The following is a 26,579-nucleotide window of genomic DNA, read 5'->3' as shown; positions in this document are numbered from 1 at the left end:
TTTTTTTGGCTGGATGACACTGCACGTGAAAAACCTCTTAATCTAAAACCTCTATCAATTGCTCCTTGAGCTTCTTTTTAGCGCTGCTCCTCCATTGTTTGACTGCTGATACTGAGACATTTTCCTTTTGAGCTATTTCTCTGACGGACAGGAAATCAACGCAGGTGTAGATGACCCACTTTGTTTCTTTCTCGGTGAGGTCCTCGCAGTAGCTCAACAAAAACTCAAGTTCGAGCGGATATTTGGCATTTGGCTCTTCAACACCTTCCCAATATTCTTCTTTCGGATAGACACTCCTTTCTTCAAGCCGATTATTTCGATTCATTTCATTCAGAATTTGTCCCTTTATATACGAATAAGCATAATTGGTAAAATCACCTTTCTCTGGGTCAAAGGCTTCTGCCGCCTCCCAAAGCCCTACAAGCCCTGTATGGAAGTAGTCTTCCTTGTTTTTATAAATATTGAGGGAGGAGATAATCTTGTGGATCATTGGCTCATACTGTTTGGATAACTGTTCAAAGTTTTCCACTTTGCAATCCTTTCGAGATCGCGCGCATTCTGTTTTATTCCCGGGTAGCTAAAACATACTGTGAAACAAGAGAGTGCACCAATCTCGAAAATTCAATTTTGGAGGTCAAAATAGCTAAAAAACAAACAAAAAGGCTTGAAAATTCAATTTTCAAGACCTATTAAAAGAGAATGCCTATAATAGTAACGAATATCGGAATTGTGAATTGTGAAATTTTTTAGACAATGATTGATAAATTTTTTTCAGTTTAAATCGAAAGTAGTTACTACTACTGAAGTAGGAGTAACCCAGATAATTTTTGCGATTAATTCCGTCTATAAATAAAAAACGGACCTGAATGGCAGGTCCGTTAAAAAATATATTATACTAATAAAATTTAATTTTAGCAATATTCCATAAGAACTATGAATTGAGCAACATAAAAATACAGATTTACATTTAAATGTCATTATTAATATAATAATACCTATAGGGGTTCTAATCCGACACCGAGATCAATTACACAAGCAGCCCTGTTTAAACAGACAGGAGGTTAAGATGCGAAGAGAATTGAAAAATCCCCGGGAATATAGTCATGGCGGACCAATCCCCGAGGACAAGTGTGTTGGGTATACCAACTATGTTAGTATACTCTTTTTGTCAGATAAAGCAATACATAGGAGGATTCAATGGTGAACCTATTAAGTGATTACACGATTAATCAGGAGACAGTGTTGCTGACAGGAGAATACAACGAAAATGGAAAATTGTGCACGAGAGTAATAGAAGGGGAAGACACATTTCTCGTCGATATGAAACCAATTGATGTCATTAATAAGACGTTGCTTGGCTTGGGTTCTAATTTTAATGCTGGACGGAAAAGCTCCCGAGAAATACTCGGTGATATTTACATGTGCCCAATTAAGATAAACTGCAATCTGGGCATCTGGTTATTTCCAACCAAATCTTACAATAATGAATTTTGCGTCTGGTTTTCTCTTACGCATGTAAAGAAAACAAAAGCTGTAGGAATCCGTAAAACAGAAGTGTATTTAAGTTACAACCATACTTTTGTGATTAACATGAAAGAATCTAAGTTCAACCAAAGAAAACAGGCTGCGAAAGATTTGCGGGACGAAATGATGAAAAACTCCCAGGGCATGATGACCTTTTACATCGAGCCTAAAAAAGGCCTCAGTATACGTGAAGGTGAAGGTATTAACAGATATAGAATTCGTAAATAGCATTATAGAGACATCCATTCCTATGGAACGGATGTCTCTTTTAATTTTGGAGTCGTTACAACAAAGGACATGCAGGTGTAACAAAATCATCCTGAAAAATAGAGAGAGAGAAAGACCAGGAAGTGGAGCTTATGGATGATCAATTCTTGTCGAAAAATAGTCAATCAAACGTTTAATTAAATCTGAACTTATCATAATCTCGCTATACATGTAGGACTCCCCTCATTGATATTTTCTTTGAACCACTCTATCATGGATAACAAACAATCTAAAAGAGTGGAAAAATATGAACCAAAAGATTCTCCCGGCATCTTCGAATATGTAGGATTTTGAGCGCTTTTAAAAAGCCCTTATGAGATTGGGGTGTTCCTTGAAGTGTATATCGCACAGCTGAAGCATGTGAGTGCGATGGCGGAGGCGCATAGCAAGAAGATGCTTTACCATATAGACATGATCCATGGGATCAAAAGCGATGATTATTCAACAGAGTTCATCTGTCAGGAATATAAGCCGTTTGGTCTGATTTCGACTAAGTCGAGCGTGATTTTAAAGGCGAAGCAGAAGGGTCTCATAGCGGTTCAAAGAGTATTTTTGCTAGATTCCCATGCGCTTGAAAAAAGCTATAAACTCCTTGCAAAAACACAGCTGGATTATATTGAAGTCCTGCCTGGCGTCGTCCCCCAGCTGATAACAGAAGTGAAGGATAGGCTTGGGATACCGATGTTTGCGGGAGGTTTTATCAGGAGTATTGAAGATGTGGAAAATGCGCTGGTTCCCGGTGCTAAAGCAGTCAAGACATCAAAAACAAAGATTTGGAAGCACTTTGTTAACTAGTACCTTAGTTGGGAAAATAAAAGAATCTATTAAACTGGTTGACAGCGTTTTCAATTATCAGTATACTTCAAAATACAAGTTAAGTTCGTGACGGAGAATGGGAGATTCACACAGAAATGCCTGGCTTTATTCTGGCATACTGTTGTGGATCTCTTTTTTTGTTACCATCTTATTTGTATATACATCCTTATGAAACGCTAGAAAGGGGAATTGTTTATGTCACCATTTATGGGAGAAGTAATTGGCACGATGATTTTGATAGTCTTCGGTGCCGGGATTGGGGCTGGATCGACGCTTAAGAACTCTTACGCGAAGGACGCCGGCTGGATTGTCATCACGATTGCATGGGGACTTGCAGTAACTATGGGGGTTTTTGCAGTAGGTTCGATTAGCGGGGCGCACCTTAACCCTGCGGTAACGCTGGCACTTGCGATAGATGGGTCATTCCCATGGGCAGATGTACCAGGCTATATGGTGGCGCAGATGATTGGCGCAATGATAGGGGCTACATTAGTATTCTTGCATTATCTTCCGCACTGGAAGGCGACGGATGATCCTGGCGCAAAGTTAGGAGTTTTCTCTACAGGACCAGCCATTCCAAACACTTTTTCGAATTTATTCAGTGAGGTTTTCGGCACTTTTATTCTTGTATTAGGACTATTATTTATTGGGGCAAATCAATTTACTGAGGGGTTAAACCCTATTGCTGTTGGCTTGTTGATTGTGGTAATTGGTATGTCGCTAGGCGGTACGACAGGATATGCAATCAATCCTGCACGTGACCTTGGGCCGCGTATTGCCCACTTCCTGCTGCCAATTCCAGGCAAGGGCGGGTCGAACTGGGGCTATTCATGGATTCCGGTTGTTGGACCATTATTAGGAGGTTCGCTTGGAGCGGTCGCCTACAAAGCGCTTTTCACGGGTGCAGTCACAGCGACTTTTTGGCTGGTAGTTGGTATAGTAGCAGTAGTCCTGGCATTAGCTTATACAGTAGGTAAAAAACAGGCAGGACAGTTTGATACAACTAAAGTTGGCGCGTTAAGATAACGATAAATTGAAAGCGGTTAAGTTGACAAGGGGAGGAATTATTTTATGGAAAAGTACATTCTATCTTTAGACCAGGGGACGACAAGCTCAAGGGCGATTCTTTTTGACAAAGCAGGGAAGGTCGTTCATGTTTCGCAAAAGGAATTCACGCAGCATTTTCCGAAGCCAGGCTGGGTAGAGCATAATGCGAATGAAATTTGGGGCTCCGTGCTGGCTGTGATCGCAGGAGTTTTATCAGAATCAAATGTTAAGCCGGAGCAAATAGCGGGAATAGGGATTACGAACCAGCGTGAAACGACGGTTGTATGGGATAAAGAAACAGGGTTACCAGTTTATAACGCGATTGTCTGGCAATCAAGACAGACAAGCGGAATTTGTGATGAATTGAAGGAACAAGGCTACAATGATCTTTTCCGTGATAAAACTGGATTGCTTATAGATGCTTATTTTTCAGGAACGAAAGTCAAATGGATCCTTGACAATGTTGATGGCGCAAGGCAAAAAGCGGAGGAAGGCAAGCTGTTATTCGGAACGATTGACACCTGGCTTATCTGGAAGCTTTCTGGCGGAACTGCCCATGTTACGGACTATAGCAATGCTTCGCGCACGCTTATGTTCAATATATATGACCTGAAGTGGGATGAGGAGCTCCTTGAAATTCTTGGAGTACCGGCTTCCATGCTTCCAGAGGTTAAGCCTTCTTCAGAGGTTTACGCCAATACTGTTACACACCATTTCTTCGGCCATGAGATTCCAATTGCCGGTGCTGCGGGTGACCAGCAGGCCGCATTGTTCGGACAGGCTTGCTTCGAGAAAGGTATGGCGAAGAACACATATGGCACAGGCTGCTTCATGCTGATGAATACCGGTGAAAAAGCGGTCAAATCAGAGCACGGCCTATTGACTACACTTGCATGGGGACTGGATGGCAAGGTTGAGTATGCTCTTGAAGGAAGCATTTTCGTTGCCGGATCGGCCATCCAATGGCTGCGTGACGGTTTGAGAATGCTGAAGAATGCAAAGGACAGCGAAGAGTATGCAACAAAGGTTGAATCAACTGATGGTGTCTATGTTGTTCCTGCGTTCGTCGGCCTGGGAACACCTTATTGGGACAGCGAAGTCAGAGGCGCAGTTTTCGGCCTGACTCGCGGAACAAGCAAGGAGCATTTCGTTCGCGCGACGCTTGAGTCGCTTGCTTACCAGACGAAGGATGTTCTGTCCGCTATGGAAGCCGATTCAGGAATTGAGCTTAAGACACTCCGCGTTGACGGCGGTGCAGTCATGAACAACTTCCTGATGAACTTCCAGAGTGACCTATTAAATGTTCCAGTTGAAAGACCAGTAGTAAACGAAACAACTGCTTTGGGTGCAGCGTATCTTGCAGGCCTTGCGGTTGGCTATTGGGAAAGCCAGGAGGAGATCGCGTCACAGTGGGCAATCGATTCTTCATTTGATCCGAAAATGTCCGATGAAGATAGGGACCAGCTTTACGGTGGCTGGAAAAAAGCTGTTAACGCTGCAATGGCTTTTAAATAAAATCAACGTTCGAAATTCAGACATTTCATTTTACCGTGCAATTTAATACAATAATTACAAGTTAATAAATCGGCAGGAGATCTGGAGAGACCGCGAAGCATTACCGTTCATTAGGTAATGTTTTTCGTGGTCTCTTTTCCTGTTTTCAAGGAGGAAAACATCATGTTCACGAATAGAAAACGCAATGATATTATCTCCAATTTTTAAAAAAATAAATTTGATATACTAGTAATCGGCGGCGGTATTACAGGTGCCGGAATCGCTCTTGATGCGACGACAAGAGGGTTAAGCACGGCGGTACTTGAAATGCAGGATTTTGCGGCGGGTACGTCGAGCCGAGCTGGGCTGGTATTCGTCCGTTAATCCATGAAGAAGGCAAGGGGCCTTCCGAGATTTCCAGAAAAGATGAAATCTTGGAATCCGATTCAGGATTGATTACGATTGCCGGCGGTAAATTGACAGGTTACCGCAAAATGGCGGAAACGATTGTCGACCTTGTAGCCGGGAAATTTGAGTCGGCGGAAGGCCAGAAACTCAAGCCTAGCCAAACAATGCATTTGCCGATTTCCGGGGGCGACTTTGGCGGATCTGAGAAGTTCCCGCAGTTTGTAGAATCAGCAGCCCAGCAGGGGATAAGTGCCGGTCTCTCAATAGAGGAAGCGAAGCGCATTGCATCGTTTTATGGGTCAAACGCTCCAACGGTCTTTGCCCTTGTCAGCGAGAGAATTGCGGAGGCTGAGAAATTCAATTTGCCGCTCATCACCTTTGCGAAATTGGTTTACGGTATCGAACACGAACTCATTGCCACGCTTGTTGACTTCTATTTCAGACGAACAGGGGATTTGCTGTTTGATATCGCCTCAGTCCATCAGACAAGAGAAGCTGTCAGCCGTTATATGGCAGAGCGCCTTAACTGGACAGCAGTTGAAAAAGAGAAGTATGAAGCAAAGCTTGATCAGGAGATCCAACAGGCGACTACTCCGGTTGTCTAATGATATTAGCAAAGCAAAATTGAGGGAAAAGACATCGCTGATTTTATAAGATGTTTGATTCGCAGAGAGGCTCAGCAGAGTTAAGTAGCTGCTGGGCTTCTGTTTGTCTGGAGGCAGCAATGGATTAATCGTATCACATAATTTCAACGCTTTTTAGAATAGGGAAATACCATATTATTTGGTATACTCCCCCGCATGTGAAAATGACCATGGGAGTTTGTTCAAATTAGTATGGCATTAGTAATTGCACAAGATGAAAGCAGCTAGTACTCTAGCTTTTTTTCTGGAAAAAATAACATGCAAAATTTTTAGAAATTACTGATTGATTTTTGAAAGGGGTTTCATTTATACTGTTACTAAACCGATTTACTAAATCGTTTTACTAAATCGGTTTAGAGGATTCACAAAGAAGGGATTCTTATGAAAAAAGTAACCATGCAGGATGTTGCTGTTAAAGCGGGCGTTTCGAAAAGCACGGTTTCTCAGTACATAAATAATCGTTATGAGTTTATGGCGGAGCCGACAAGGGTCCGCATCCAGGAAGCGATTCGTGAGCTTGGGTATATTCCTAATTTTGTCGCGAAGAGCTTGAAGCAGAAAAAGTCATCGACCATTGGTGTGATCGTGGCGAATATTCTTCATACATTCTCAACGGAGATTATAAGAGCGATAGAAGATGCCTGTGAGGAAAGCCAGTTTCATATGTTTGTCTGTAATGCCGATGAAAATCCGGAGAAGGAACGGGCATATATAAACATGCTGCTCGCGAAGCAGGTTGATGGTCTGATTATCTTCCCGACGGCTGATAATATGTGTTTGTATGAAGAACTGAAGCGGTCGAATTTTCCGGTTGTTTTTGTTGACAGAAAAGTAGAGCAGCCGATTTATCCGACTCTGATGCTCAACAATGAAAGGGCTGCGGAGATCGCGATAAGGGAGCTCCTGAGAAGAGGCCACACAAAAATCGGAACCATATCGATGTCCATCACCCAAAAGGTTTCACCAAGGGTTGAGCGTATCAGCGGTGTCAAGAAGACACTTACTGAAAACGGTGTCACTCCAAATGACAGCTGGATTATCGCTGCTGAACGAAAGGAAATTGTGCCGGCACTTGAAAAGCTTTGGCAGCACGAAGACCGCCCGGATGCATTTTTTGCAACGAATGATCTATCTCTGATTGAACTGCTCAAGTTCTTAAGAAAAAAGAAACTTCAGATTGGCAAAGATGTAAGCGTTATCGCAGTGGATGATTCTGATTTCCTTGAAATCGCCGCCACTCCGATTTCGGCAATCAAGCAGCCTACCTTCCAAATTGGCAAGGATGCTGCCGAAACGCTGTTCAACCTAATTGCCGAGGGAAAAATAGAAGATTCATATGATATAAGAAGGTACGACCCCGTATTGGTAGAACGGGAGTCAGTGCAAGTGTTGGGAGAGAAGAATAATGCCAGATCGATATAAGGTTATGACCATCGGAGATGCAATGATTACATTCAATCCTTCTGTGCAAGGCCCCCTGCGCTTTGTAGAAAGCTTTAACCGAAAAGTAGGCGGAGCAGAACTGAATTTCGCGATTGGCTGCGCACGGCTTGGCTTGGAGAGCAAGTGGGTCAGCAGGCTTGGCAAGGATGAGTTCGGCAGGGTGATTTACAACTTCACTCGCGGAGAGGGTGTTGATGTCTCTGAAGTGGAGTTGGTGGAAGGATATCCGACCTCGCTTAACTTTAAGGAAATCAATGGTGACGGTTCGGGAAAGACCTTTTACTACCGATATCATTCACCGATTACAACGCTGACACCTGAAAAGGTAAAGGAAGAATGGCTAGAAGACGTGGACCTGCTGCATTTGACTGGTGTATTCATGGCCGTTGATCCGAACAATGTGAAGGTTGTTAAAAGGCTGGTCGAAATCGCAAAAGACAAAGGCGTTCCGGTCTCATTCGACCCAAATATCAGGCTCAAGCTTTGGAGTATTGAAGAAGCACGCAAGGCTTACAACGAAATTTTCCCATATGTCGATATCCTTCTTACTGGACTGGACGAGATACGCCTGATCATTGGCAAGGATTCGAACGAGGAGCTTGGAAAGTTTGCTGATGAATTCGGGATTAAGGATTTGGTGATCAAGGATGGAGCGAACGGATCAAGGCTTTATCGGGATGGATATTGGATCGAAGCCCCTGGCTTTAGCGTAAATCCAATTGATACGGTAGGAGCGGGAGATGGTTTTGATTCCGGCTATGTTTACGGATGGCTCAATGACTTCAACCCTGAGCAGCTTCTCCGTTTTGCGAATGGAGTCGGCGCCCTCGTCACCACGGTTTCAGGAGATAATGAAGGTCTTCCTTACCTTGAAGAAGTAAGCGCTTTTATAAACAATGAATCGATCATTGAGCGCTGATTGGAGGGGGACCATGACGACAATTTCAACGATTTTAAAAGAAATGCAGACAGTCTGCATGGATGTGGATTCTGAAGAATACGATTCCTTCGTTCATTTGCTAAAAGAAGAAAGGCGTTTCTTTTTTACAGGAGAAGGGCGTTCGGGCTTTGTAGCAAAAGCCATCGCCATGAGGCTGATGCATAGTGGAAAGACGGTCTTTGTTGTCGGGGAAACGACAACCCCGGCGATTCAGGAGAATGATATTTTAATAGTCCTATCAGGCTCAGGCAAAACTGCTCAAGCCTTGAATATCTCTGAGAGCGCCCATCGATCTGGTGCAGCAGTATACATGATCACGACAAATGAGGAAGCGCTTCAGCTGCCATTTATATCAGGCGGGATGAGAATACCGGCTGCAACGAAATATCGCCTCGCGGGTGAACCGGAAACAGTCCAGCCGCTTGGAAACCAGTTCGACCAGGCAGCCCATCTCGTAATGGATGCAGCAATCATTGATAGCCTGACAAAAGGAAAGACGAACGAGGAATTAAGAAAGAAGCATTCCAATCTGGAATAGGGGGGAGAAGGAATGTCAACAGTAACCATTCCGCATCAAGAAGCGAAAGAATTAGCAGTAAAAAAACTTACCGAGGCTGGACTGAACAATGAGCATGCAGAGAAAGTAGCGGAAATCCTTGTGCACGCTGACCTTCGAAATGTTAACTCCCACGGGGTTTTGCGCACAGAGCATTATGTGAACCGTCTGAATGCCGGGGGAATCAACCCAAACGCAAATATCCAATTCAATAAAACTGGCCCTGTAACAGGCGTAGTCGACGGTGATGACGGTTTCGGCCATGTCATTGCAGATGTTGCGATGAAGCAGGCGATCGAAATGGCGAAGGAAAACGGCATCGGCATGGTGACAGCGATTAACAGCAGCCACTGCGGCGCACTGAGCTACTTTGTCCAGGAAGCTGCTGAGCAGAACGTGATTGGAATCGCAATGACCCATACGGATAAAATCGTCGTTCCGTTTGGCGGTAAGGAAGCGTTCCTCGGGACGAACCCAATTGCATATGGAGTACCTGCTAAAACAAGCAAGCCGTTCATTTTGGATATGGCTACATCAAATGTAGCGCTGGGTAAAATCCTTCAATACAAAGAAGAGGGCAAGGAAATTCCGCCTGGCTGGGGTGTGGATGAGAATGGTGAAACTGTAACGGATCCAGCTAAAGTAGTTGCACTTCAGACATTTGGCGGCCCTAAAGGATATGGCCTATCGATGATTGTGGACATCTTCTCTGGATTGCTTGCAGGGGCAGCATTCGGACCTCATATCTCCAAGATGTATGGCGACCTCGATCAGAAGCGAAAGCTTGGGCATTACTTCTGTGCCATCAATCCAGCATTCTTTACTGATGCCGATGCATTCCTGGAAAACATGGACCAGATGATGGCTGAAATTCGCCAGGCACCACCTGCACCAGGATTCTCACAGGTATTCGTTCCGGGTGAGATTGAGCAAATGAATGAAGAGAAAAACCTTGAAAATGGCATTACCATTGCTTCTACTGTGCATCAATTTTTAACAAAATAAATATTTGGACTTAAGGGGAGGAACTATTTTATGAAGAAAGCAAAATTTTTATCAGGTATTTTAGCAGCATCACTTCTTTTAACTGCATGTGGCTCAGGTGATTCTGAAAAAGCTGGCGGGGAAAGCAAAGGGGAAGTAATCAAGTGGAAGTTTGGCCATCTTGCTGATGAGAATCACATCTGGCATAAAACTGCACAAAAATTCGAGGAGCTTGTTGAGGAAAAAACTGACGGCAGCATTGATATCACAATTTATCCTAACAACTCACTTGGCGGAGAAACAGATACAATCAACGCAATCCAATCTGGAACTGCAGACATGGTCATCTCAGGTGAGACCTTGCAAAACTGGGCTCCTAAAGCGGCTTTAATGGCTGTTCCATATGCATTCCGTGATTTGGACCATGTTAAGACAGTTGTCGAAGGCGAAATCGGTGAGCAAATTGAAGCAGAAATCACTGAAAAGGCTAGCTTGACACCTTTGTACTATCATACTCGCGCACCGCGTAACCTGACATCCAACAAAGAAATCACATCTCCAGAAGACCTTAAAGGGTTCAGCATGCGTGTACCTAACGTTCCATTGTTCCTGAAGGTTTGGGAAGCTGCTGGCGCTAAGCCACAGGTAATGGACTTCAACGAAGTGTTTACTGGTCTTCAGCAAGGTGTTATCGATGGACAGGAAAACCCGGTTGACCTAATCAAGAGTGGAGCTCTATATGAAGTTCAGGACTATGTGAATCGTACTGAACACGTTTACTCTTGGATCTACATCCTTGTTGGCAACAAGCAGTTTGACGCGTTAAATGACGATCAGAAGAAAGCTGTAACTGAAGCAGCTGCTGAAGCACAGAAGTTTGGCGCAGACCTGTATGACAAGGAAATCTCGCAGATTGAAAAAGACCTTGAAGGCGAAGGCATGAAGTTTGTGGATGTGGACCAGGATGCTTTCCGCGAAGCTATGATTCCTGCAATCAAAGCAACTTTGAAGCCTGAACAGTTCGAACTATACGAAAAGATTCTTGAAACGAAGTAATTCTGATGAAGGCACTGTCCGGCGATTCAAGCCGGCTGTGCCTTTCCTTTAAGGAAGGGATGAAACCATGAAAATACGTAAATGGCTGGAAACACTACTTTCCATTTTGACTGTTGTCAGTTTTGCTGGTGTCATCGTTGTCGTGCTGGTTCAAATTATGTCCCGTTATCTGCCTTATACAGCCATCTGGACCGAGGAACTGACACGATACTTATTCATTTATGCCATTTGCTTTGGTGCTCCGCTGGCATTGCTCCGTGGAGAATTTATCAATGTCGATATGATTCTTGCGAAAATGTCTAATAATTTCAGACGTTTTTACGAAATCGGGATTTATGTTGTGTTAATCGTGCTATTCGGAGTGATGATCAAGACTGGCTATGACTTCACGCTGGTCGGGACACAAACTTCAGCGACGATGCCGTTCACAATGTCTATGATCCATGCGGCAATCTTGATTATGTCAGTGCTTTTAGCATTTTATTCTATTGTGAACATCGTTAAGTTGCTTCGTAACGAAGTAGACTTCAAGTCAGACATCGATGGAGGAGAGTTATAATGGCGGCCGTTTTATTCATTTCATTCATAGTGCTGATCTTTTTGGGCGTGCCGGTTGCTTTTAGCCTCGGTTTGTCTTCCTTGGTCTATTTGTTCCTGGCAGATATTCCTCTGACCATCATTCCTCAAAAAATGTTTGCCGGACTAAATTCCTTTGTACTGCTGTGTATCCCAGGGTTTATCCTGGCGGGTAACCTGATGAACGCCGGCGGGATCACTGACCGGATTATCAAGTTTGCGAATAACCTCTTCGGACATGTTCGTGGCGGCCTGGGATTGGCGAATGTTGGTTCTTCCATGGGCTTTGCGGGGATTTCGGGAACGGCACTTGCAGATACGGCAAGCATCGGTGCTATCATGATTCCTGCGATGAAAAAGGAAGGTTATGGAGCTGGTTTTTCTGCGGCAGTCACTGCATCTTCATCGACAGTCGGACCAATCATTCCTCCGTCCCTGCCGATGATCATCGTTGGTACATTAGCGTCTGTTTCGATCGGTGACCTATTTTTAGCAGGGGCGCTTCCGGGACTAATGCTTGGAATCGGATTGATGATTCCTACTTATATCATTTCAGTTAGGCGTAACTATCCAAAAGGAGAGAGAAAATCCTTAAAAGTGATTTTCGAAAGCTTCATGGGCTCCTTCTGGGCATTGTTCATGACAGTCATCATTCTTTGGGGCATTCTTGGCGGTTACTTCACGCCAACAGAGGCATCCATAATTGCGGTAATCTACGCACTTGTCATCGGAATTTTCGTTTATAAAGAATTGCCGATCAAAAAGATTCCTGGAATCATGCTTTCTACCATGACAACGACGGCTTCCATCATGCTGCTCGTCGGTTTCGCGAACCTGTTTGGCTGGATCATGGTCAGCGAACAGATTCCACAGCTTGTTGCTGATACTATTCTTGGAATCTCTGAAAATCCAATTATTGTAATCTTGTTGATCAACCTGCTGCTACTGTTCGTAGGTACGTTTATGGAAACGATCGCTGCACTTGTCATCTTGTTCCCTGTATTGATGCCAGTCGCTTCACAGGTTGGAATGGATCCAGTCCAATTCGGAGTCATGATGGTTCTTAACCTGGTAATCGGTCTGGTTACACCGCCAGTTGGTGTGTGTTTGTTCGTGGCATCCCAGATCGGAAAGGTGCCAATCGGAAGGGCAGCAAGAGAGCTTGTACCTTTCATTGGAGTAAGCCTTATTGTATTGATGCTGGTTGCGTTTGTACCACAGGTATCACTTTATTTACCAAGTTTATTTGAATAGGTGGTTTTAGCATGAAGGCAGTCCAAATTCCTGAAGCAATGGAACTCGTAATTCAAGATTTAGAACAGCCCGCGATTAAAAACCCTGATGATGTCCTTGTCAAAGTTAAGCGCGTTGGTATATGCGGTTCTGATATGCATATCTACCATGGTACGAACCCTCTTGCTACCTATCCACGCATCCCTGGCCATGAAGTTGCCGGGGAAGTGGTTGAAGTGGGCTCGGCTGTTAAAAATGTAAAACCCGGAGACCATGTGGTTGTCGAACCAATCCGCTATTGCGGCGAGTGCTACGCCTGCCGCAAAGGCCGCCCGAATGTGTGTAAGTCATTGTCGGTTTTTGGTGTCCACGAAGATGGCGGAATGCGCGAATCGTTCGTGCTGCCTGAAAAGCAGCTTCATGTAGTCGATCCAGCCCTTGATTGGGATGAGGCCGTTTTAGCCGAGCCTTTCACGATTGGTGCTCAGGCCGTTTGGCGTGGCGGGGTTGAAGAAGGAGATACGGTTTTAATCCAGGGGTCTGGCCCGATTGGAATCTGTATTTTAAAAATGGCAAAGCTGCAAGGTGCAAAGGTCATTATGACTGATTTGGAAGAAGAAAGACTTGCATTTGCGAAGGAAAATGGAGCGGACGAAATCATTAATGCCCGTGAAGCTTCTGTAGAAGAAAGGGTAATGGAGCTTACAGATGGAGAAGGTCCGAATGTGGTGATCGATGCTGTCTGCCTGCCTATGACTTTTGAATTGGGAGTCAGTGTCGTTTCTCCGGCAGGGACAGTAGTTGTTCTCGGTTTTGATGAGCGCCCATCCCAAATTCCTCAGCTGCCGATTACCAAAAAGGAAGTGACGATTGTCGGCTCTCGTCTGCAGACGAATCAGTTTGGCAAGGTCGTCTCCTTACTTAATGAACGAAAATTGAAGGGGAATGGTTTTATTACCCACCAATTCCCACTTGAGCAGGTAAAAGAAGCTTTTACATTTGTAGAAAAGAACCCGGGTGAAGTACGGAAAGCAGTGATTGTTTTTGAATAGGGGCGATTTGATGAACTTGAAAATAGAAACACTACAGCAATTGTCAGAATCCAAGGTCGTTGCTGTCGTTCGCGGCGGAACAGCAGAAGAGGCCATTCAAATTTCGGAAGCTGCCATCGAAGGCGGCTTCCGGGCCATTGAATTAACATATACGACTCCGGATGTTGCCAAAGTATTCGAGGCACTTTCAGGATCGGATGCAATTTTAGGAGCAGGAACAGTCCTGGACCCAGAGACAGCCCGCCATGCTATTTTAAGCGGAGCGAAATTCGTGGTCAGTCCTAATTTTAACAAGGACATTGCTGTATTGTGCAACCGTTACTCTGTTGCCTATCTGCCAGGCTGCATGACGATTACCGAAATCGTTACGGCGATTGAAAGCGGCTGTGACATCGTGAAGCTGTTCCCGGCAAATCGTTTTGACCCATCTTTCATTGGTGCGGTTAATGGTCCCCTGCCACAGGTGCGCGTTATGCCGACAGGCGGTGTCAATCTCGATAATGTCAACGATTGGCTAGGTGCTGGCGCAGTCGCGGCTGGAATCGGCAGTGACCTGAACAAGGCGTACCGTTCTGCTGGAAAAGAAGGCGTAACAGAGCTCTGCCGTAAGTACACCGAAGCAGTAAAAGGAGGGAATGCATCATGAATATGACGTTTCGCTGGTATGGTCGTGATAATGATACTGTCACCCTCGACCATGTAAAACAAATCCCCGGCGTAAAAGGCATCGTATGGGCATTGCACCAAAAGCCCGTCGGTGAAGTGTGGGAACAAGAAGAAGTCAAGGCGGAGATGGACTATATTCAATCATTTGGCTTTCATGGTGACGTGGTTGAAAGTGTCAATATCCATGAAGCGATTAAACTTGGGAATGAAGACCGTGACCGATACATCGAGAATTACAAGCAAACAATCAGGAATCTGGGAGAAGTTGGCGTCAAGGTCATTTGCTACAATTTCATGCCGATCTTCGACTGGACGCGTACCGAAATGTATAAGGAACTTCCTGATGGGTCAACTGCTTTATTTTTCGAAAAAGCTAAAGTGGAAAACCAGGATCCGCAGGAGTTAATCGACACAGTCGCTTCTGCTTCAGATTTAACGCTGCCTGGCTGGGAGCCTGAAAAAATGGCCCGCATCAAGGAATTATTTGCGGCATATGAAAGTGTGTCAGAGGAAGACCTATGGGAGAACCTAGGCGATTTCCTAAATGAAATTTTGCCGGTTGCAGAAGAGGCTGGTATCAAAATGGCTATCCATCCAGATGATCCACCATGGACGATTTTCGGACTGCCACGCATCATGACAGGCAGAGAGAGTCTGGAGAAGCTTCTATCAATCTCTGATTCTCCATCCAATGGGATTACCTTCTGTACAGGATCACTCGGGGCAAGCCCTAAAAATGATATGGTGGCACTTGCAGCTGAGTTTGCTCATAAGTCACCTTTTGCGCACATCCGTAATGTGAAAATCTTTGAAAATGGCGATTTTATCGAAACATCGCATTTAACAACAGATGGTTCGATTAATATCAAAGGCGTTGTAAAAGAGTTATCTGATATCCAGTACGAAGGATATGTTCGTCCGGACCATGGCAGACACCTTTGGGGAGAGGTATGCAGGCCTGGATACGGATTATACGACAGGGCGCTTGGCATCATGTATCTTCATGGGTTGTGGGATGCATACCAGGCTTCAAAATAGGAGGGATACGATGTTTCCGATCCATGAAAATTTAAAGGGTAAAACAGCCGTCGTTACGGGAGGAAGTGGAGTGCTTTGCTCCGAAATGGCACGTGAGCTGTCAAGGCATGGCGTGAATGTTGCAATCCTGAACCGCACGGTGGAAAAAGGAGAAGCAATCGCAGCAGAAATCAACGGAGCTGGCGGGTCAGCAATCGCTGTGGCTGCTGATGTGCTGGATCAGCATTCACTTGAAGGTGCAAAAGCTACGGTTGTCGAGGCATTTGGACGTGTAGACATCTTAATCAATGGAGCAGGCGGAAATCATCCTGACGCAATCACAGCAGTGGAGACATATGAAGAGGACTCAACTGAAAAATCCTTCTTCGATATGGATGCACGCGGATTCTCCAAAGTGTTTGACACGAACTTCATCGGCACCTTTTTAACGTGCCAGGTGTTTGGCAAGGAGCTGCTGAAACAGGAGGCTCCGGTCATCATCAACGTTTCATCTATGAGCGCCTATTCACCGATGACAAAGGTGCCGGCATACAGTGCGGCCAAGTCGGCGATCAACAACTTCACGATGTGGATGGCTGTCCATTTCGCTGAAACTGGTATGCGTGTCAATGCGATTGCGCCAGGATTCTTCCTGACATCGCAAAACCGCAACCTTTTGCTGAACGAAGACGGAACGCATACAGATCGTTCAAAGAAAATCATCGCCCATACGCCAATGAAGCGCTTCGGGCAGCCGAAGGATCTGTTAGGCGCACTGTTGTGGCTGACAGATGAAGAGTACTCCGGATTTGTGACTGGGGTGACCGTGCCAGTCGATGGGGGATTCATGGCTTATTCAGGAGTTTAATTATGCAGAGACATCCACGGGACTTGTTCCTGTGGATGTTTGCTATTTTAGGAGGCAGCTATGAAAATTCAGCTTGCACTAGACCGATTAACAAGGGAACAATGCTTTTTGATATTGGAAGAGACAGCAGACCATATTGATTGGATTGAAATAGGTACAGGAGTCATCAAGGAATATGGAATGGAGATTGTTAGTGAAATTAGCAGAGCCTATCCGCAAAAAACAAAAGTAGCCGATATGAAAACATGTGATGCGGGGAGACACGAAGCAAAGCAGGCTTTTGAAGCAGGAGCGGATATTATTACTGTGATGGCCTTCTCACATAATAATACTGTCGCAGAAACACTTGAGGCCGCACGGCAGTATGGTAAGAGAATTATGGTGGATTTGCTGGGTGTTACCGACGAGATGAGGGTCAGGGAGCTTCATGGATTAGGCGTTAATCTATTTTGCCTCCATATAGGCAAAGACATGCAGCAGGAAGGTGCATTGGCTGATTCCTCCCTTTATGAGCTCGTAGAGGGGCTCGGAAATATAGAAGTAGCCATCGCTGGCGGCATATCTGAAAAGACAATTCAGGCCCTTAATGGAGTAGACATCGCAATTGTGGGAAGCGCAATTACAGGGAGCAGCAATCCAAGAGAGACAAGCAAAACTATTAAAAGATTAGCAGGATGGTAACTTAAGAGGAAGAAAGCTATAAAAATGCCCAGCAATAAATCATTCTGTTGCTGGGGTTTTTTATAATTTCTCCAGATTGATCATCCAACCTTTGACCGAGAAGTTAGGTTAAATACTGAAATGATTGGCTATTTTTTAGGATAATCCGTAAACACTCCATCGGCTCCCATCTCAACAGCACGTTTGATTTCCTCATCGGCATTTACGGTGAAAAGATGTACTGCAAGCCCATGACTATGGGCTTTTTCAATATATTCTTCATCGACCATATCAAAGTTTGCTCCTATCCCTGCCGCATATTTTTCTAAGGACCTTAACTCACTGTCTGATAATTTTGCTTTTTCCTTATATCTGTAAAGCTGGATCAGCGAAATCCCGGGTTCGAGCTGGTGAGTCTTTTTCAGGCTTTTACTATAAAAAGATTGAATGATTACTTTCGACTCAGAGCCGATGATGGAGTACTCTCTTAGCAGTGTGATCAACTTATTTTCCATACCCACCGATTTAGTTTCAATGTAATAATTTACAGTCGTCCCGTACCGCTGAAAAATTTCCTCAAGTGTAGGGATCTCCAAATTTTCATAGGAGGGATCAGCGGATTGCGGGTTTTGCTCATTGAACCATGACCCGGCATCGAGCGCTTTGATTTCCTTCAATGTCATCTGGCTTGCTCGTCCTGAACCATTCGTCGTCCGGTCTACCTCCGAATCATGCAGGGCAATCAATTCCCCGTCTCTCGTCATCTGCAGGTCGATTTCGATATAATCGGCGCCTGAGCGGACTGCCAGATCATACGCAGGCAATGTGTGTTCAGGCGCATAGGCCGATGCTCCTCTATGAGCGATGATGATGAAATCCTCCGTTAAAACAAAAGCAGGTGCTGCCTTTTGATTCTCACAACCGGCACTTGCCACCAAAATCAAACAGAAGAATAATAGCGATATATTTCTCATGATTTCCCTCACCTATATTTGAAATGTAAATTCCTAACATACTAGCAAAATATAAAACATATACTCCCAATATATATGCAAACTTTACAAGTTAATACTTTGTGACGGAGACCAGGAGACCACAGCTACTGCCTGTTTGGATAGGCATTATTTGTGGTCTCTTTTTTCAGGAAAAGGATTTATAGAGAAAGGGTGGCGAGCATGAAAAAAGTAGAATTGGTTGGTGTTTCGAAATCCTACGACAAAAAAACAGAAGTCATTTCAGATATTACTGTCACGATTGAACCTGGAGAGTTTTTTGTGCTTGTCGGTCCTTCAGGCTGCGGAAAAAGTACGATGCTGCGGATGATTGCCGGCTTGGAAGAGATCACGGGCGGTGTGCTGAAAATCGGCGATGTCGAGTCGAACTGGCTCCCTCCTAGCAAAAGGGATATTTCGATGGTCTTCCAGAACTATGCCTTATACCCTCATTTAACGGTTGAAGAGAATATCGTTTTCGGACTCCATGTAAAAAAAGTGCCAAAGCTAGAACGTAAAAAACGCTGCGACGATGTGGCGGAAATGCTGGGGTTAACTCCTTATTTGAAAAGGAAACCCCGTGAGCTGTCCGGCGGCCAGAGACAGCGGGTTGCTCTGGCCAGGGCCATCGTCAACCAGGCACCGATTTGCCTGATGGATGAACCTTTATCAAACCTGGACGCTAAATTAAGGGCCCATATGCGCTCGGAAATCAGGCAGATCCAAAGGCGTCTTGGTATCACCATGATTTATGTCACCCACGACCAGGTCGAGGCGATGACGATGGGGGACAGGATCATGATTCTCCATGATGGAAAGATTCAGCAGATTGGCCAGCCAATCGATATATATAATAATCCGGCCAATCCTTTCGTCGCGACCTTCATTGGTTCGCCGCCGATGAATATTGGCGAAGGGAAGGTCGACACAGAAAAAAAGGTGATTGTTTTCAGCGAGGATGCAAAAATAGCTGTTCCGGAAAAAGATCGGCCATTATTAAAATCCGACACAATCATCATCGGCGTCCGTCCTGAGCATTTAAAGGCGGCGACAAAAGAGACGAAAGCAGAAGATAAGGTTTATGTAAAAACAACCAATGTAGAGGTCCTTGGAAATGAAACGATCTTCTCCTTCGATATGGGGGGCAAGGAATGGATGGCGAAATGGACCGGCCAATGGCGGATTGGTGTTGGGGACATGGTCTCAATTGTCATCAATTACGACTCCGTTTGTTTGTTTGACAGTGAGACGGAAAAAATCATCAAAACTCCATCGGATATCGAGAACCATGTTTTTGATAAAGAGGTGTTCATATGAATGCAGACGCTCCACGAAATCTCGGTTTTTGGAGGAAGTCGCTAAACGCTCGTACAGCTCTTTTATACCTGTTTCCGTCGATCCTCCTGTTTGCGGTGTTCATCTTTTATCCGATGTTCCGGACGATTTATCTGAGCTTTTTTTTGACTGACCAGCAGGGTGCGGCAGCTTTGTTTGTCGGCTTTGAAAATTATGCCTATTTATTCGAGTCAAGGGAATTCCGGAACAGTATCAAGGCAACGGTACTGTTTGTTCTCTACACGGTTCCGACAGGGGTCATCATTGCGCTCTTTTTGGCGCTGATCGCGAATGAAAAACTTAAAGGAATTGGCTTTTTCCGGACTGTTTATTCATCGACAATGGGCATCTCCGTTGCGGCCTCCTCTGTTGTCTGGCTGTTCCTGTTCCATCCAAGCATCGGCATGTTCAACAGGCTGCTCAATGTTATGAATTTGCCGGGCGTGCAGTGGCTGCTTGATCCTGATTGGGCGCTCGTGTCGATTTCAATCTCGACGATCTGGATGAATATCGGCTTCTCGTTTCTGATCCTGCTTGGCGGACTACAGAATATTGATGAATATTTATATGAAAGCGCCAAGATCGACGGTGCCGGCTACTGGTATCAACTGCGCAGGATCACGATTCCGATGCTGTCGCCGACATTGTTTTTCATCATCACTATTTCTCTAATCAATGCCTTCCAGACTTTCGGGCAGGTCGATATTTTAACGAAAGGCGGGCCTTCCCAGGCGACAAACCTGATTGTTTACTCTATTTACCGGGAGGCATTCATCAACTACCAGTTCGGTACGGCAAGCGCGCAGGCTGTCTTTTTGTTCATCTGTATTTTAATCGTGACGATCCTGCAATTTAAGCTCGGAGAAAAGAAGGTGCACTATCAATGATGATGTCGACACCGAAAAAAATCCTGTTTTATATTTTGCTGGTCATTTCTGCCTTCCTGGTCTTTTTCCCGGTGATGTATGCCTTCATGATCAGCTTCATGTCTGGCGGGGAAATCCTCCAGGGAAAGTTTTTTCCTGAATCGATTCATTTTGATAACTATGTAAAAGTGTTCGACCGGCTGCCGCTGATGAATTACTTGATCAATAGTTTCATAGTGTCGTTCGGGGTCATGCTCGGCCAGCTGGTCGTCTGCAGTCTGGCGGCCTATGCTTTTGTGTTTATTCCGTTTAAGGGAAGGGATTTCATCTTCTTCCTCTTCATTTCAACAATGATGATTCCATGGGAAGCGACGATGATCCCTAACTTTTTTACCATTCAAAAGCTTGATTGGATGAACACATATCAAGGATTGACCGTGCCATTTTTCGCATTGGCATTCGGAACCTTCCTGCTGCGGCAGCACTTCAAGACTATTCCAAAAGAGCTGCATGAAGCGGCAGAGGTGGCAGGGCTCGGTAAGTTCGCCTTCTTTTGGAGAGTGATCCTTCCTGTGTCAAGAACCAGCCTTGTCACGCTCGGTGCCTACGGGTTCCTGACGACATGGAATATGTACTTATGGCCATTGCTTGTCACAAGCACGGGCCAGGTAAGGACAGTTCAAATTGGCTTGAAGCAGCTCCAGTCCCAGGAAGTTGCGACAGAATGGGGCGTCGTCATGGCGGGAGTGATCGTGGTCATCATCCCGACACTGCTCTTGCTTTTTGCAGGACAGAAGCAGCTCCAAAAAGGCCTGACCCAGGGAGCGCTGAAGTAATTCATTTAGGGTTCAACTTCTGGTATCCAGAAGCATTTTAATAAAAGGGGTGTTCAGCAAGATGATGAAAAAGTTCAGATGGTTCCTCGTGATCAGTGCAATTTTCAGCTTAATAGTCATGTCGGCATGTTCCAATGATGCTAGCAAGGGAGATGACAAAGACAAGGAGAAGGATGGCGGCACGAAGCCTGGTGAGAAAACAGAAATTTCGTTCTGGCATGCGATGTCCGGACCGGGCCAGGAAGCGCTTGATGGTATTGTCGCGGATTTTAACAATTCTCAGGATAAAGTTGTGGTCAATGCAGAATTCCAGGGTACGTATGAAGAAGCGCTAACAAAGCTGCGCAGTGTCGGCGGCACCGATAACGCGCCGGCCATCATGCAGGTGTTTGAAGTCGGAACAAAGTACATGATTGAAAGTGGATTCATCGAGCCAATGCAAACATTCATCGATAAGGACAATTACGACCTGTCCCAGCTGGAGGAAAACATCCTGAACTACTATAAGGTGGATGGCAAGCTGTATTCAATGCCGTTCAACTCTTCGACACCGGTGATGATCTATAACAAGGATGCCTTTAAGGAAGTAGGTCTTGATCCGGAAAAAGCGCCGCAAACATTCAGTGAAGTAAAAGCGGCTGCTGAAAAACTGACGAAGAAAAACGAACGCTTTGGATTCTCGATGTTGACATATGGCTGGTTCTTTGAACAGCTTGTTGCGACACAGGGTGGACTGTATGTTGACAATGACAACGGCCGTTCAGATGACGCAACAAAAGCTGTGTTCAATGGAGAAGAAGGTCTGCGAGTCTTCAAGTTCCTTGACGACATGAACAAAGCCGGAACCTTCGGCAATTACGGAACGAACTGGGATGACATCCGTGCCGCTTTCCAGACAGGAAAAGTCGCCATGTACATGGATTCATCAGCAGGTGTTGCCGGCGCGATCAATAACTCTTCATTTGATGTCGGTGTTGCCTATATCCCTTATCCGGATGAAGTCGAGAGACAGGGCGTCGCGATTGGTGGAGCATCATTATGGATGAGCAAAGGGATTGGCGAAGATAAGCAGCAGGCAGCATGGGAATTCATGAAATTCCTCGCATCACCTGAAAGTCAGGCAAAATGGCATATCGGAACAGGCTACTTCGCGATCAACCCTGCAGCATATGAAGAAGACATCGTGAAGAAGGAATGGGAAAAGTACCCGCAGTTCAAGGTTACTGTAGATCAGCTGCAGGATACAAAACCATCCTTCGCGACACAGGGTGCATTGATTTCCGTCTTCCCTGAGTCACGCCAGCAGGTAGTAACCGCACTTGAAAACATGTACCAGGGAACACCGCTACAAGAAGCACTGGACCAGGCAGCAGAAGGAACAGACAGGGCAATTGAGATAGCGAATAAGACGAAGAAGAAGTAACAAGAGAATTGTATGGGGGGACCGCTTTTTTACAGCTGTTTTGCAGCGGGAGGGGGGTCCTCCCGAAAATCAAAAAGCTCCGGATAACCGGAGCTTTTCGTTCGTTCTTAAATTTGATTAGCAAGCACTGTGACTGCTGCACTGAGCACTACAGTAGCTAGTAGTAATGTTGCATATAGAATGGTTTTTTGTCTTGCTTTTTTCTTCTGCATTTCCTCTGGCGTTAGCCAAGTGTTATTAGACATCAATTATTCTCCTTTAATATCGATGGTAGCTGGCAGACTTTTTCCAATGGAAAGAGGTCCCTATAGCTTTGCGTCATCATTTTTCAATGATTTTGCCCTATATAAAAATATCCTAATTATGAAAAAACTTTCAATAGGTCTTTTGTCCTGATTTCTACTTTTTTACATCTCTGAACCTGATCCAGCTTCGGACAAACCGGCGCCACAGCAAGTGATTATGTCCGAATCATCCCCGACTTCGGACAAAACCAAGGCTAACACCAGTGATTATGTCCGAACCACCCTCATCTTCAGACAAAACCAAGGCCAACACCAGTGATTATGTCCGAACTACCTCCACCTTCAGACAAAACCAACGCTAACACCAGTAACTTTGTCTGAACTACCCCCGACTTCGGACAAATCCGGTGCCACAGCCAGTGATTATGTCCGAACCACCCTCATCTTCAGACAAAACCAGGGGCCAACACCAGTGATTATGTCCGAACTACCTCCACCTTCAGACAAAACCAACGCTAACTCCAGTAACTTTGTCTGAACTATCCCCGACTTCGGACAATTCCGGCGCCACAGCCAGTGATTATGTCCGAACTACCCCCGACTTCGGACAAAACCAACGCTAACTCCAGTAACTTTGTCTGAACTCCCCCGACTTCGGACAAAACCATGGCCAAGACCAGTAATTATGTCTGAACTACGCCCACCTTCAGACAAAACCAACGCTAACTCCAGTAACTTTGTCTGAACTCCCCCCGACTTCGGACAAATCCGGTGCCACAGCCAGTGATTATGTTCGAACCACCCTCACCTTCGGACAAAACCAAGGCCAACTCCAGTGATTATGTCCGAACTACCCCCGACTTCGGACAAAACCAACGCTAACTCCAGTAACTTTGTCTGAACTACCTCCGACTTCGGACAAATCCAGCGCCAACTCCAGTAACTTTGTCTGAACTACCCCCGACTTCGGACAAATCCAGCGCCAACTCCAGTGATTATGTCCGAACCACCCCCACCTTCGGACAAAACCAACGCTAACTCCAGTAACTTTGTCTGAACTACCCCCGACTTCGGACAATTCCGGCGCCACAGCCAGTGATTATGTCCGAACTACCCCCGACTTCGGACAAATCCAGCGCCAACTCCAGTGATTATGTCCGAACCACCCCCACCTTCGGACAAAACCAACGCTAACTCCAGTAACTTTGTCTGAACTACCCCCGACTTCGGACAATTCCGGCGCCACAGCCAGTGATTATGTCCGAACCACCCTCACCTTCGGACAAAACCCGCGCTCACGAAAGTAATTATGTCCGAACCAATCCATACATCATATACCTCTTCGTTTTCGTCATATCCCGCTCTGCAATAGTCAATATTCAAAAAAAGTGTTTTCTTATTGAACCCGAATACCCTTGGGGTATGAAAATAATGCACTACCCTTTATAATGAAATCAAGTAGAGTTTTTTTCGTTTTTGGTATGTCAGTTAAAAAAGGGTGAGCCTCTTTCATGACAATAAATAAACGTAAAAAAGAGATATTGAGCATGTTATTTCGAACGGATCTATATATTTCTATGGAAACACTCACCAAAGAACTGGGTATCACCAGGAGCACGATTTACCGTAATATAAAGAAGATTAATGAGTGGCTGGAGAGACATCATCTGCAGCCTGTTCAGCATGCACGGAATAAAGGGTTTTATTTGGATCCTGCTGAAAAGACATCAATAAAGAGTAAACTTGGACGCCTTACACTGGACCGTGAATACCAGCTTTCAGCGAAAGAACGAAGAGCCTGGATAGGCGTCTTGCTATTAACCAGGGAGAAGCCAGTCTTTCTGGAGGATTTGCTGAAAAAGCTTAATGTAAGCAGGAGTACGATTTTACGAGATTTAGAAGAATTAAAGGCGAGGCTTCTTCGCCATCGGTTGGATTTGCAGAAAGAAAAAGAGCAGGGTTACCATATCGTAGGGGCAGAGGAGGATAAACGGAGCAGCCTTGTCCACTTCCTAGCCAGAATTCATCCTTTAAAAGATAGTCACTGGTTAAGCTTGGAACAACAAATCTCAGATGAAACTTGGACGACTGAATTATTTGCTTCACCAGAAGCAGCTGGAGTTTACCGTATTTTAATTGAATCTGAGAAATATCTCGATATCCATTATCCCGATGACATGATGGAAATCCTGAGCGTTCACCTGCTGTTCTTGCTAAAAAGATATCGTCAGGGAAAGACGATGCACATGGATCCGATGGAAAAGGTCATTTTAAAGCCATCCGAAGAATATTCGGCAGCTAAATTTATCGGCAATCAAATTGAGAAACAGTTCGACTTGAGCATTCCAGATGATGAACTTTGTTATATCACAGTATGCCTGATGGGGGCGAAGACTGAGGAGTATTGTCCAAGCAGTGCAGGAGAGGCCGAGCTCGCACTCTTGAAAAAAATAATTAAAAAGATGGTAAGTGATTTTGAAGAGGATTTTCACCTCGCTTTCCGTGATAGGGATGTTCTTGAACGCAGTCTATATTTTCATCTGAAGTCCGCCTATTATCGGATCATTTATGGACTAGAATACGACAATCCACTGGCTGACTCCATCATCAGCAATTTCCCGGATCTGTACAAGGAAACAAAAAAAGTAATACATTACCTTGAAGAGGCCATTGGCAAAAGGGTATCAGATGATGAAGTAGCATTGATTGCGATGCATTTCGGTGGATGGATCGAACGGCCAGGTGCTTGAACAACAAAAAGTGGCGAAAAGTAACAGGTTCAGACCAGAAAGTAGATTTATATTTAGAAAATTAATCTTTATTGTATATAAAAATTTCACTGGTTATGTGGACCGAATTGCTATGCTAGCGATTGGTCCTTTTATTTTTGTATTTAAAATCATTTTTACTTTGAAGGTTTTACTTCCTCATTAAACGAAGCAGTACTAGCAGTTGAAGAGGGATTTTCATTAAGGGAGTCGAAAATAAAATTAGGCAACTAAATTGCAATTAAGGGAGCAAATATATGTGGAAAGAATTTGTGACTTCTATTTCGAACGAACACTATTTTAAAGAACCTGCAACAAAGTATGAAATTGATCAAATCCAAAAAGAATAGAATGTTGAATTGCCTGAAGAATTAGCTGAGTTATTGAATGAAACAAATGGTGTTTTCGACAATTGGAATTGTCCGCTGCTTTGGTCTACTTCTCAAATTGTCAAAGACAATCTTTTCTTTAGAAATTTTGAAGACTATAAAGACATTTATATGCCATTTGATCATCTTTTCTTTTTCTCGGAAGCTGGTAACGGAGATTTATTTTGCTACGCAATATTAAAAAATGGGAACATTGAAAAGAACGATATATACGTCTGGAATCACGAGGATGATAGTCGGACATGGGTAGCAGCTTCCTTGAAGCAATTTATTGAAGGCTGGCTTACTGACAAGATTGGTGTTTAGTTATATTAACAATGAAAGGGCCATATTAGTGTTAAGTTCACTCATGGTTTTCACAGTTTACTTCCAGATCATTTTCTATTTAGCGGTTTGAAGAAAATCAATTACAAAAAATAGACCATCAAATTGAATTACCTCTCAATTTGATGGTCTATTTGCTTTACATAATTT

26 protein-coding genes, 1 pseudogene and 1 riboswitch are annotated in these 26,579 nt (G+C 44.6%); of the genes and pseudogenes, 24 read left to right on the top strand and 3 right to left on the bottom strand.

Features of this window, described 5'->3' with window-relative positions; genetic code table 11:
- Positions 1-37: 37 nt before the first annotated feature.
- The gene (locus tag AC0VX7_RS22450; protein ID WP_475426002.1) at positions 38-529 is read right to left on the bottom strand and encodes a sigma-70 family RNA polymerase sigma factor; all 492 of its coding nucleotides are present in this window, start codon (positions 527-529) and stop codon (positions 38-40) included.
- Positions 530-1,197: 668 nt separating this feature from the next.
- Between AC0VX7_RS22450 and AC0VX7_RS22445 the strand changes: the two genes are divergently transcribed.
- The 18 genes and pseudogenes from AC0VX7_RS22445 (at position 1,198) to hxlA (ending at position 17,272) form a co-directional block, all read left to right on the top strand.
- Positions 1,198-1,752, top strand: coding sequence for a competence protein ComK (locus AC0VX7_RS22445; RefSeq protein WP_475426001.1), 555 nt, complete (start codon positions 1,198-1,200; stop codon positions 1,750-1,752).
- A gap of 286 nt (positions 1,753-2,038) precedes the next feature.
- A pseudogene (locus tag AC0VX7_RS22440) lies at positions 2,039-2,586 on the top strand (glycerol-3-phosphate responsive antiterminator).
- Between the two features lie 216 nt (positions 2,587-2,802).
- Positions 2,803-3,633, top strand: a complete 831-nt coding sequence (locus AC0VX7_RS22435) for an MIP/aquaporin family protein (RefSeq protein ID WP_475426000.1) — start codon at positions 2,803-2,805, stop codon at positions 3,631-3,633.
- Positions 3,634-3,678: 45 nt separating this feature from the next.
- Positions 3,679-5,169 carry a glycerol kinase GlpK gene (gene glpK, locus AC0VX7_RS22430; protein ID WP_475425999.1) on the top strand — a complete coding sequence of 497 codons (1,491 nt, stop codon included), beginning with the start codon at positions 3,679-3,681 and terminating at the stop codon, positions 5,167-5,169.
- A gap of 222 nt (positions 5,170-5,391) precedes the next feature.
- Positions 5,392-5,532, top strand: coding sequence for an FAD-dependent oxidoreductase (locus tag AC0VX7_RS22425; RefSeq protein ID WP_475428228.1), 141 nt, complete (start codon positions 5,392-5,394; stop codon positions 5,530-5,532).
- A gap of 50 nt (positions 5,533-5,582) precedes the next feature.
- The gene (locus AC0VX7_RS22420) at positions 5,583-6,161 is read left to right on the top strand and encodes a glycerol-3-phosphate dehydrogenase C-terminal domain-containing protein (RefSeq protein ID WP_475425998.1); all 579 of its coding nucleotides are present in this window, start codon (positions 5,583-5,585) and stop codon (positions 6,159-6,161) included.
- A gap of 420 nt (positions 6,162-6,581) precedes the next feature.
- Entirely contained in the window at positions 6,582-7,622 is a 1,041-nt protein-coding gene (locus AC0VX7_RS22415) for a LacI family DNA-binding transcriptional regulator (RefSeq protein WP_475425997.1), read from the top strand.
- The gene (locus AC0VX7_RS22410; RefSeq protein ID WP_475425996.1) at positions 7,606-8,562 is read left to right on the top strand and encodes a sugar kinase; all 957 of its coding nucleotides are present in this window, start codon (positions 7,606-7,608) and stop codon (positions 8,560-8,562) included. The genes AC0VX7_RS22415 and AC0VX7_RS22410 overlap by 17 nt, the downstream gene beginning before the upstream one ends.
- A 13-nt stretch (positions 8,563-8,575) precedes the next feature.
- The gene (gene hxlB, locus AC0VX7_RS22405) at positions 8,576-9,121 is read left to right on the top strand and encodes a 6-phospho-3-hexuloisomerase (protein WP_475425995.1); all 546 of its coding nucleotides are present in this window, start codon (positions 8,576-8,578) and stop codon (positions 9,119-9,121) included.
- A gap of 12 nt (positions 9,122-9,133) precedes the next feature.
- Complete coding sequence (gene allD / locus AC0VX7_RS22400; protein WP_475425994.1) at positions 9,134-10,144, top strand: ureidoglycolate dehydrogenase; 1,011 nt, start codon at positions 9,134-9,136, stop codon at positions 10,142-10,144.
- Positions 10,145-10,174: 30 nt separating this feature from the next.
- Positions 10,175-11,179, top strand: a complete 1,005-nt coding sequence (locus AC0VX7_RS22395; RefSeq protein WP_475425993.1) for a TRAP transporter substrate-binding protein — start codon at positions 10,175-10,177, stop codon at positions 11,177-11,179.
- 67 nt (positions 11,180-11,246) lie between these two features.
- A complete protein-coding gene (locus tag AC0VX7_RS22390) occupies positions 11,247-11,738 on the top strand; it encodes a TRAP transporter small permease (RefSeq protein ID WP_475425992.1) in 492 nt (163 codons plus the stop codon).
- Positions 11,735-13,009, top strand: a complete 1,275-nt coding sequence (locus AC0VX7_RS22385) for a TRAP transporter large permease (RefSeq protein ID WP_475428227.1) — start codon at positions 11,735-11,737, stop codon at positions 13,007-13,009. Before AC0VX7_RS22390 ends, AC0VX7_RS22385 begins: the two co-directional genes overlap by 4 nt.
- Positions 13,010-13,020: 11 nt before the next feature.
- Positions 13,021-14,040 (top strand): zinc-binding alcohol dehydrogenase family protein, encoded by a 1,020-nt coding sequence (locus tag AC0VX7_RS22380; RefSeq protein ID WP_475425991.1) that lies wholly within the window; start codon positions 13,021-13,023, stop codon positions 14,038-14,040.
- A 10-nt stretch (positions 14,041-14,050) separates the two neighbouring features.
- Positions 14,051-14,686: a bifunctional 2-keto-4-hydroxyglutarate aldolase/2-keto-3-deoxy-6-phosphogluconate aldolase gene (locus tag AC0VX7_RS22375; RefSeq protein WP_475425990.1), complete on the top strand. Its 636-nt coding sequence runs from the start codon at positions 14,051-14,053 to the stop codon at positions 14,684-14,686.
- A complete protein-coding gene (gene uxuA / locus AC0VX7_RS22370) occupies positions 14,683-15,744 on the top strand; it encodes a mannonate dehydratase (RefSeq protein ID WP_475425989.1) in 1,062 nt (353 codons plus the stop codon). Before AC0VX7_RS22375 ends, uxuA begins: the two co-directional genes overlap by 4 nt.
- Before the next feature lie 10 nt (positions 15,745-15,754).
- Positions 15,755-16,591 carry an SDR family oxidoreductase gene (locus AC0VX7_RS22365; RefSeq protein ID WP_475425988.1) on the top strand — a complete coding sequence of 279 codons (837 nt, stop codon included), beginning with the start codon at positions 15,755-15,757 and terminating at the stop codon, positions 16,589-16,591.
- 60 nt (positions 16,592-16,651) lie between these two features.
- Complete coding sequence (gene hxlA, locus AC0VX7_RS22360; RefSeq protein ID WP_475425987.1) at positions 16,652-17,272, top strand: 3-hexulose-6-phosphate synthase; 621 nt, start codon at positions 16,652-16,654, stop codon at positions 17,270-17,272.
- A gap of 128 nt (positions 17,273-17,400) precedes the next feature.
- On the opposite strand, the gene AC0VX7_RS22355 is transcribed toward hxlA, so the two are convergent.
- Positions 17,401-18,225 (bottom strand): glycerophosphodiester phosphodiesterase, encoded by an 825-nt coding sequence (locus AC0VX7_RS22355; RefSeq protein ID WP_475425986.1) that lies wholly within the window; start codon positions 18,223-18,225, stop codon positions 17,401-17,403.
- A gap of 201 nt (positions 18,226-18,426) precedes the next feature.
- On the opposite strand from AC0VX7_RS22355, the gene AC0VX7_RS22350 reads away from it, so the two are divergent.
- The 4 genes from AC0VX7_RS22350 to AC0VX7_RS22335 all read left to right on the top strand — a co-directional run bounded on the left by AC0VX7_RS22350 (position 18,427) and on the right by AC0VX7_RS22335 (position 22,703).
- Positions 18,427-19,560 carry an ABC transporter ATP-binding protein gene (locus AC0VX7_RS22350; RefSeq protein ID WP_475425985.1) on the top strand — a complete coding sequence of 378 codons (1,134 nt, stop codon included), beginning with the start codon at positions 18,427-18,429 and terminating at the stop codon, positions 19,558-19,560.
- Entirely contained in the window at positions 19,557-20,465 is a 909-nt protein-coding gene (locus AC0VX7_RS22345; protein ID WP_475425984.1) for a carbohydrate ABC transporter permease, read from the top strand. Before AC0VX7_RS22350 ends, AC0VX7_RS22345 begins: the two co-directional genes overlap by 4 nt.
- A gap of 2 nt (positions 20,466-20,467) precedes the next feature.
- Entirely contained in the window at positions 20,468-21,280 is an 813-nt protein-coding gene (locus AC0VX7_RS22340; protein WP_475428226.1) for a carbohydrate ABC transporter permease, read from the top strand.
- Positions 21,281-21,344: 64 nt separating this feature from the next.
- On the top strand, positions 21,345-22,703 hold the full coding sequence (locus AC0VX7_RS22335; RefSeq protein ID WP_475428225.1) for an ABC transporter substrate-binding protein: 1,359 nt from the start codon (positions 21,345-21,347) through the stop codon (positions 22,701-22,703).
- A 107-nt stretch (positions 22,704-22,810) separates the two neighbouring features.
- Here the strand turns inward: AC0VX7_RS22335 and AC0VX7_RS22330 are convergent, their stop codons facing one another.
- Positions 22,811-22,948, bottom strand: a complete 138-nt coding sequence (locus AC0VX7_RS22330) for a hypothetical protein (protein WP_158651612.1) — start codon at positions 22,946-22,948, stop codon at positions 22,811-22,813.
- Positions 22,949-22,969: 21 nt separating this feature from the next.
- Positions 22,970-23,055: riboswitch (cyclic di-GMP riboswitch) on the bottom strand.
- A gap of 1,404 nt (positions 23,056-24,459) precedes the next feature.
- Between AC0VX7_RS22330 and AC0VX7_RS22325 the strand changes: the two genes are divergently transcribed.
- Together AC0VX7_RS22325 and AC0VX7_RS22320 are read left to right on the top strand one after the other, a co-directional pair.
- Positions 24,460-25,698, top strand: a complete 1,239-nt coding sequence (locus tag AC0VX7_RS22325; RefSeq protein WP_475425983.1) for a BglG family transcription antiterminator — start codon at positions 24,460-24,462, stop codon at positions 25,696-25,698.
- A 377-nt stretch (positions 25,699-26,075) separates the two neighbouring features.
- Positions 26,076-26,411: an SMI1/KNR4 family protein gene (locus AC0VX7_RS22320; RefSeq protein WP_475425982.1), complete on the top strand. Its 336-nt coding sequence runs from the start codon at positions 26,076-26,078 to the stop codon at positions 26,409-26,411.
- Positions 26,412-26,579: the final 168 nt, after the last annotated feature.

It is taken from the genome of Mesobacillus sp. QJM3NY_10, assembly GCF_056173465.1.
Note: the sequence above shows the minus strand (reverse complement) of the source record. Positions and strands in the feature narration are given on the sequence as shown.

What these genes read in the sequence shown, in the direction of transcription:
- AC0VX7_RS22445 (WP_475426001.1), top strand. Translation starts at nt 1,198, where the DNA reads ATGGTGAACCTATTAAGTGATTACACGATTAATCAGGAGACAGTGTTG.
- AC0VX7_RS22435 (WP_475426000.1), top strand. Translation starts at nt 2,803, where the DNA reads ATGTCACCATTTATGGGAGAAGTAATTGGCACGATGATTTTGATAGTC.
- glpK (WP_475425999.1), top strand. Translation starts at nt 3,679, where the DNA reads ATGGAAAAGTACATTCTATCTTTAGACCAGGGGACGACAAGCTCAAGG.
- AC0VX7_RS22415 (WP_475425997.1), top strand. Translation starts at nt 6,582, where the DNA reads ATGAAAAAAGTAACCATGCAGGATGTTGCTGTTAAAGCGGGCGTTTCG.
- AC0VX7_RS22410 (WP_475425996.1), top strand. Translation starts at nt 7,606, where the DNA reads ATGCCAGATCGATATAAGGTTATGACCATCGGAGATGCAATGATTACA.
- hxlB (WP_475425995.1), top strand. Translation starts at nt 8,576, where the DNA reads ATGACGACAATTTCAACGATTTTAAAAGAAATGCAGACAGTCTGCATG.
- allD (WP_475425994.1), top strand. Translation starts at nt 9,134, where the DNA reads ATGTCAACAGTAACCATTCCGCATCAAGAAGCGAAAGAATTAGCAGTA.
- AC0VX7_RS22395 (WP_475425993.1), top strand. Translation starts at nt 10,175, where the DNA reads ATGAAGAAAGCAAAATTTTTATCAGGTATTTTAGCAGCATCACTTCTT.
- AC0VX7_RS22390 (WP_475425992.1), top strand. Translation starts at nt 11,247, where the DNA reads ATGAAAATACGTAAATGGCTGGAAACACTACTTTCCATTTTGACTGTT.
- AC0VX7_RS22380 (WP_475425991.1), top strand. Translation starts at nt 13,021, where the DNA reads ATGAAGGCAGTCCAAATTCCTGAAGCAATGGAACTCGTAATTCAAGAT.
- AC0VX7_RS22375 (WP_475425990.1), top strand. Translation starts at nt 14,051, where the DNA reads ATGAACTTGAAAATAGAAACACTACAGCAATTGTCAGAATCCAAGGTC.
- uxuA (WP_475425989.1), top strand. Translation starts at nt 14,683, where the DNA reads ATGAATATGACGTTTCGCTGGTATGGTCGTGATAATGATACTGTCACC.
- AC0VX7_RS22365 (WP_475425988.1), top strand. Translation starts at nt 15,755, where the DNA reads ATGTTTCCGATCCATGAAAATTTAAAGGGTAAAACAGCCGTCGTTACG.
- hxlA (WP_475425987.1), top strand. Translation starts at nt 16,652, where the DNA reads ATGAAAATTCAGCTTGCACTAGACCGATTAACAAGGGAACAATGCTTT.
- AC0VX7_RS22355 (WP_475425986.1), bottom strand. Translation starts at nt 18,225, where the DNA reads ATGAGAAATATATCGCTATTATTCTTCTGTTTGATTTTGGTGGCAAGT.
- AC0VX7_RS22350 (WP_475425985.1), top strand. Translation starts at nt 18,427, where the DNA reads ATGAAAAAAGTAGAATTGGTTGGTGTTTCGAAATCCTACGACAAAAAA.
- AC0VX7_RS22345 (WP_475425984.1), top strand. Translation starts at nt 19,557, where the DNA reads ATGAATGCAGACGCTCCACGAAATCTCGGTTTTTGGAGGAAGTCGCTA.
- AC0VX7_RS22340 (WP_475428226.1), top strand. Translation starts at nt 20,468, where the DNA reads ATGTCGACACCGAAAAAAATCCTGTTTTATATTTTGCTGGTCATTTCT.
- AC0VX7_RS22335 (WP_475428225.1), top strand. Translation starts at nt 21,345, where the DNA reads ATGAAAAAGTTCAGATGGTTCCTCGTGATCAGTGCAATTTTCAGCTTA.
- AC0VX7_RS22330 (WP_158651612.1), bottom strand. Translation starts at nt 22,948, where the DNA reads ATGTCTAATAACACTTGGCTAACGCCAGAGGAAATGCAGAAGAAAAAA.
- AC0VX7_RS22325 (WP_475425983.1), top strand. Translation starts at nt 24,460, where the DNA reads ATGACAATAAATAAACGTAAAAAAGAGATATTGAGCATGTTATTTCGA.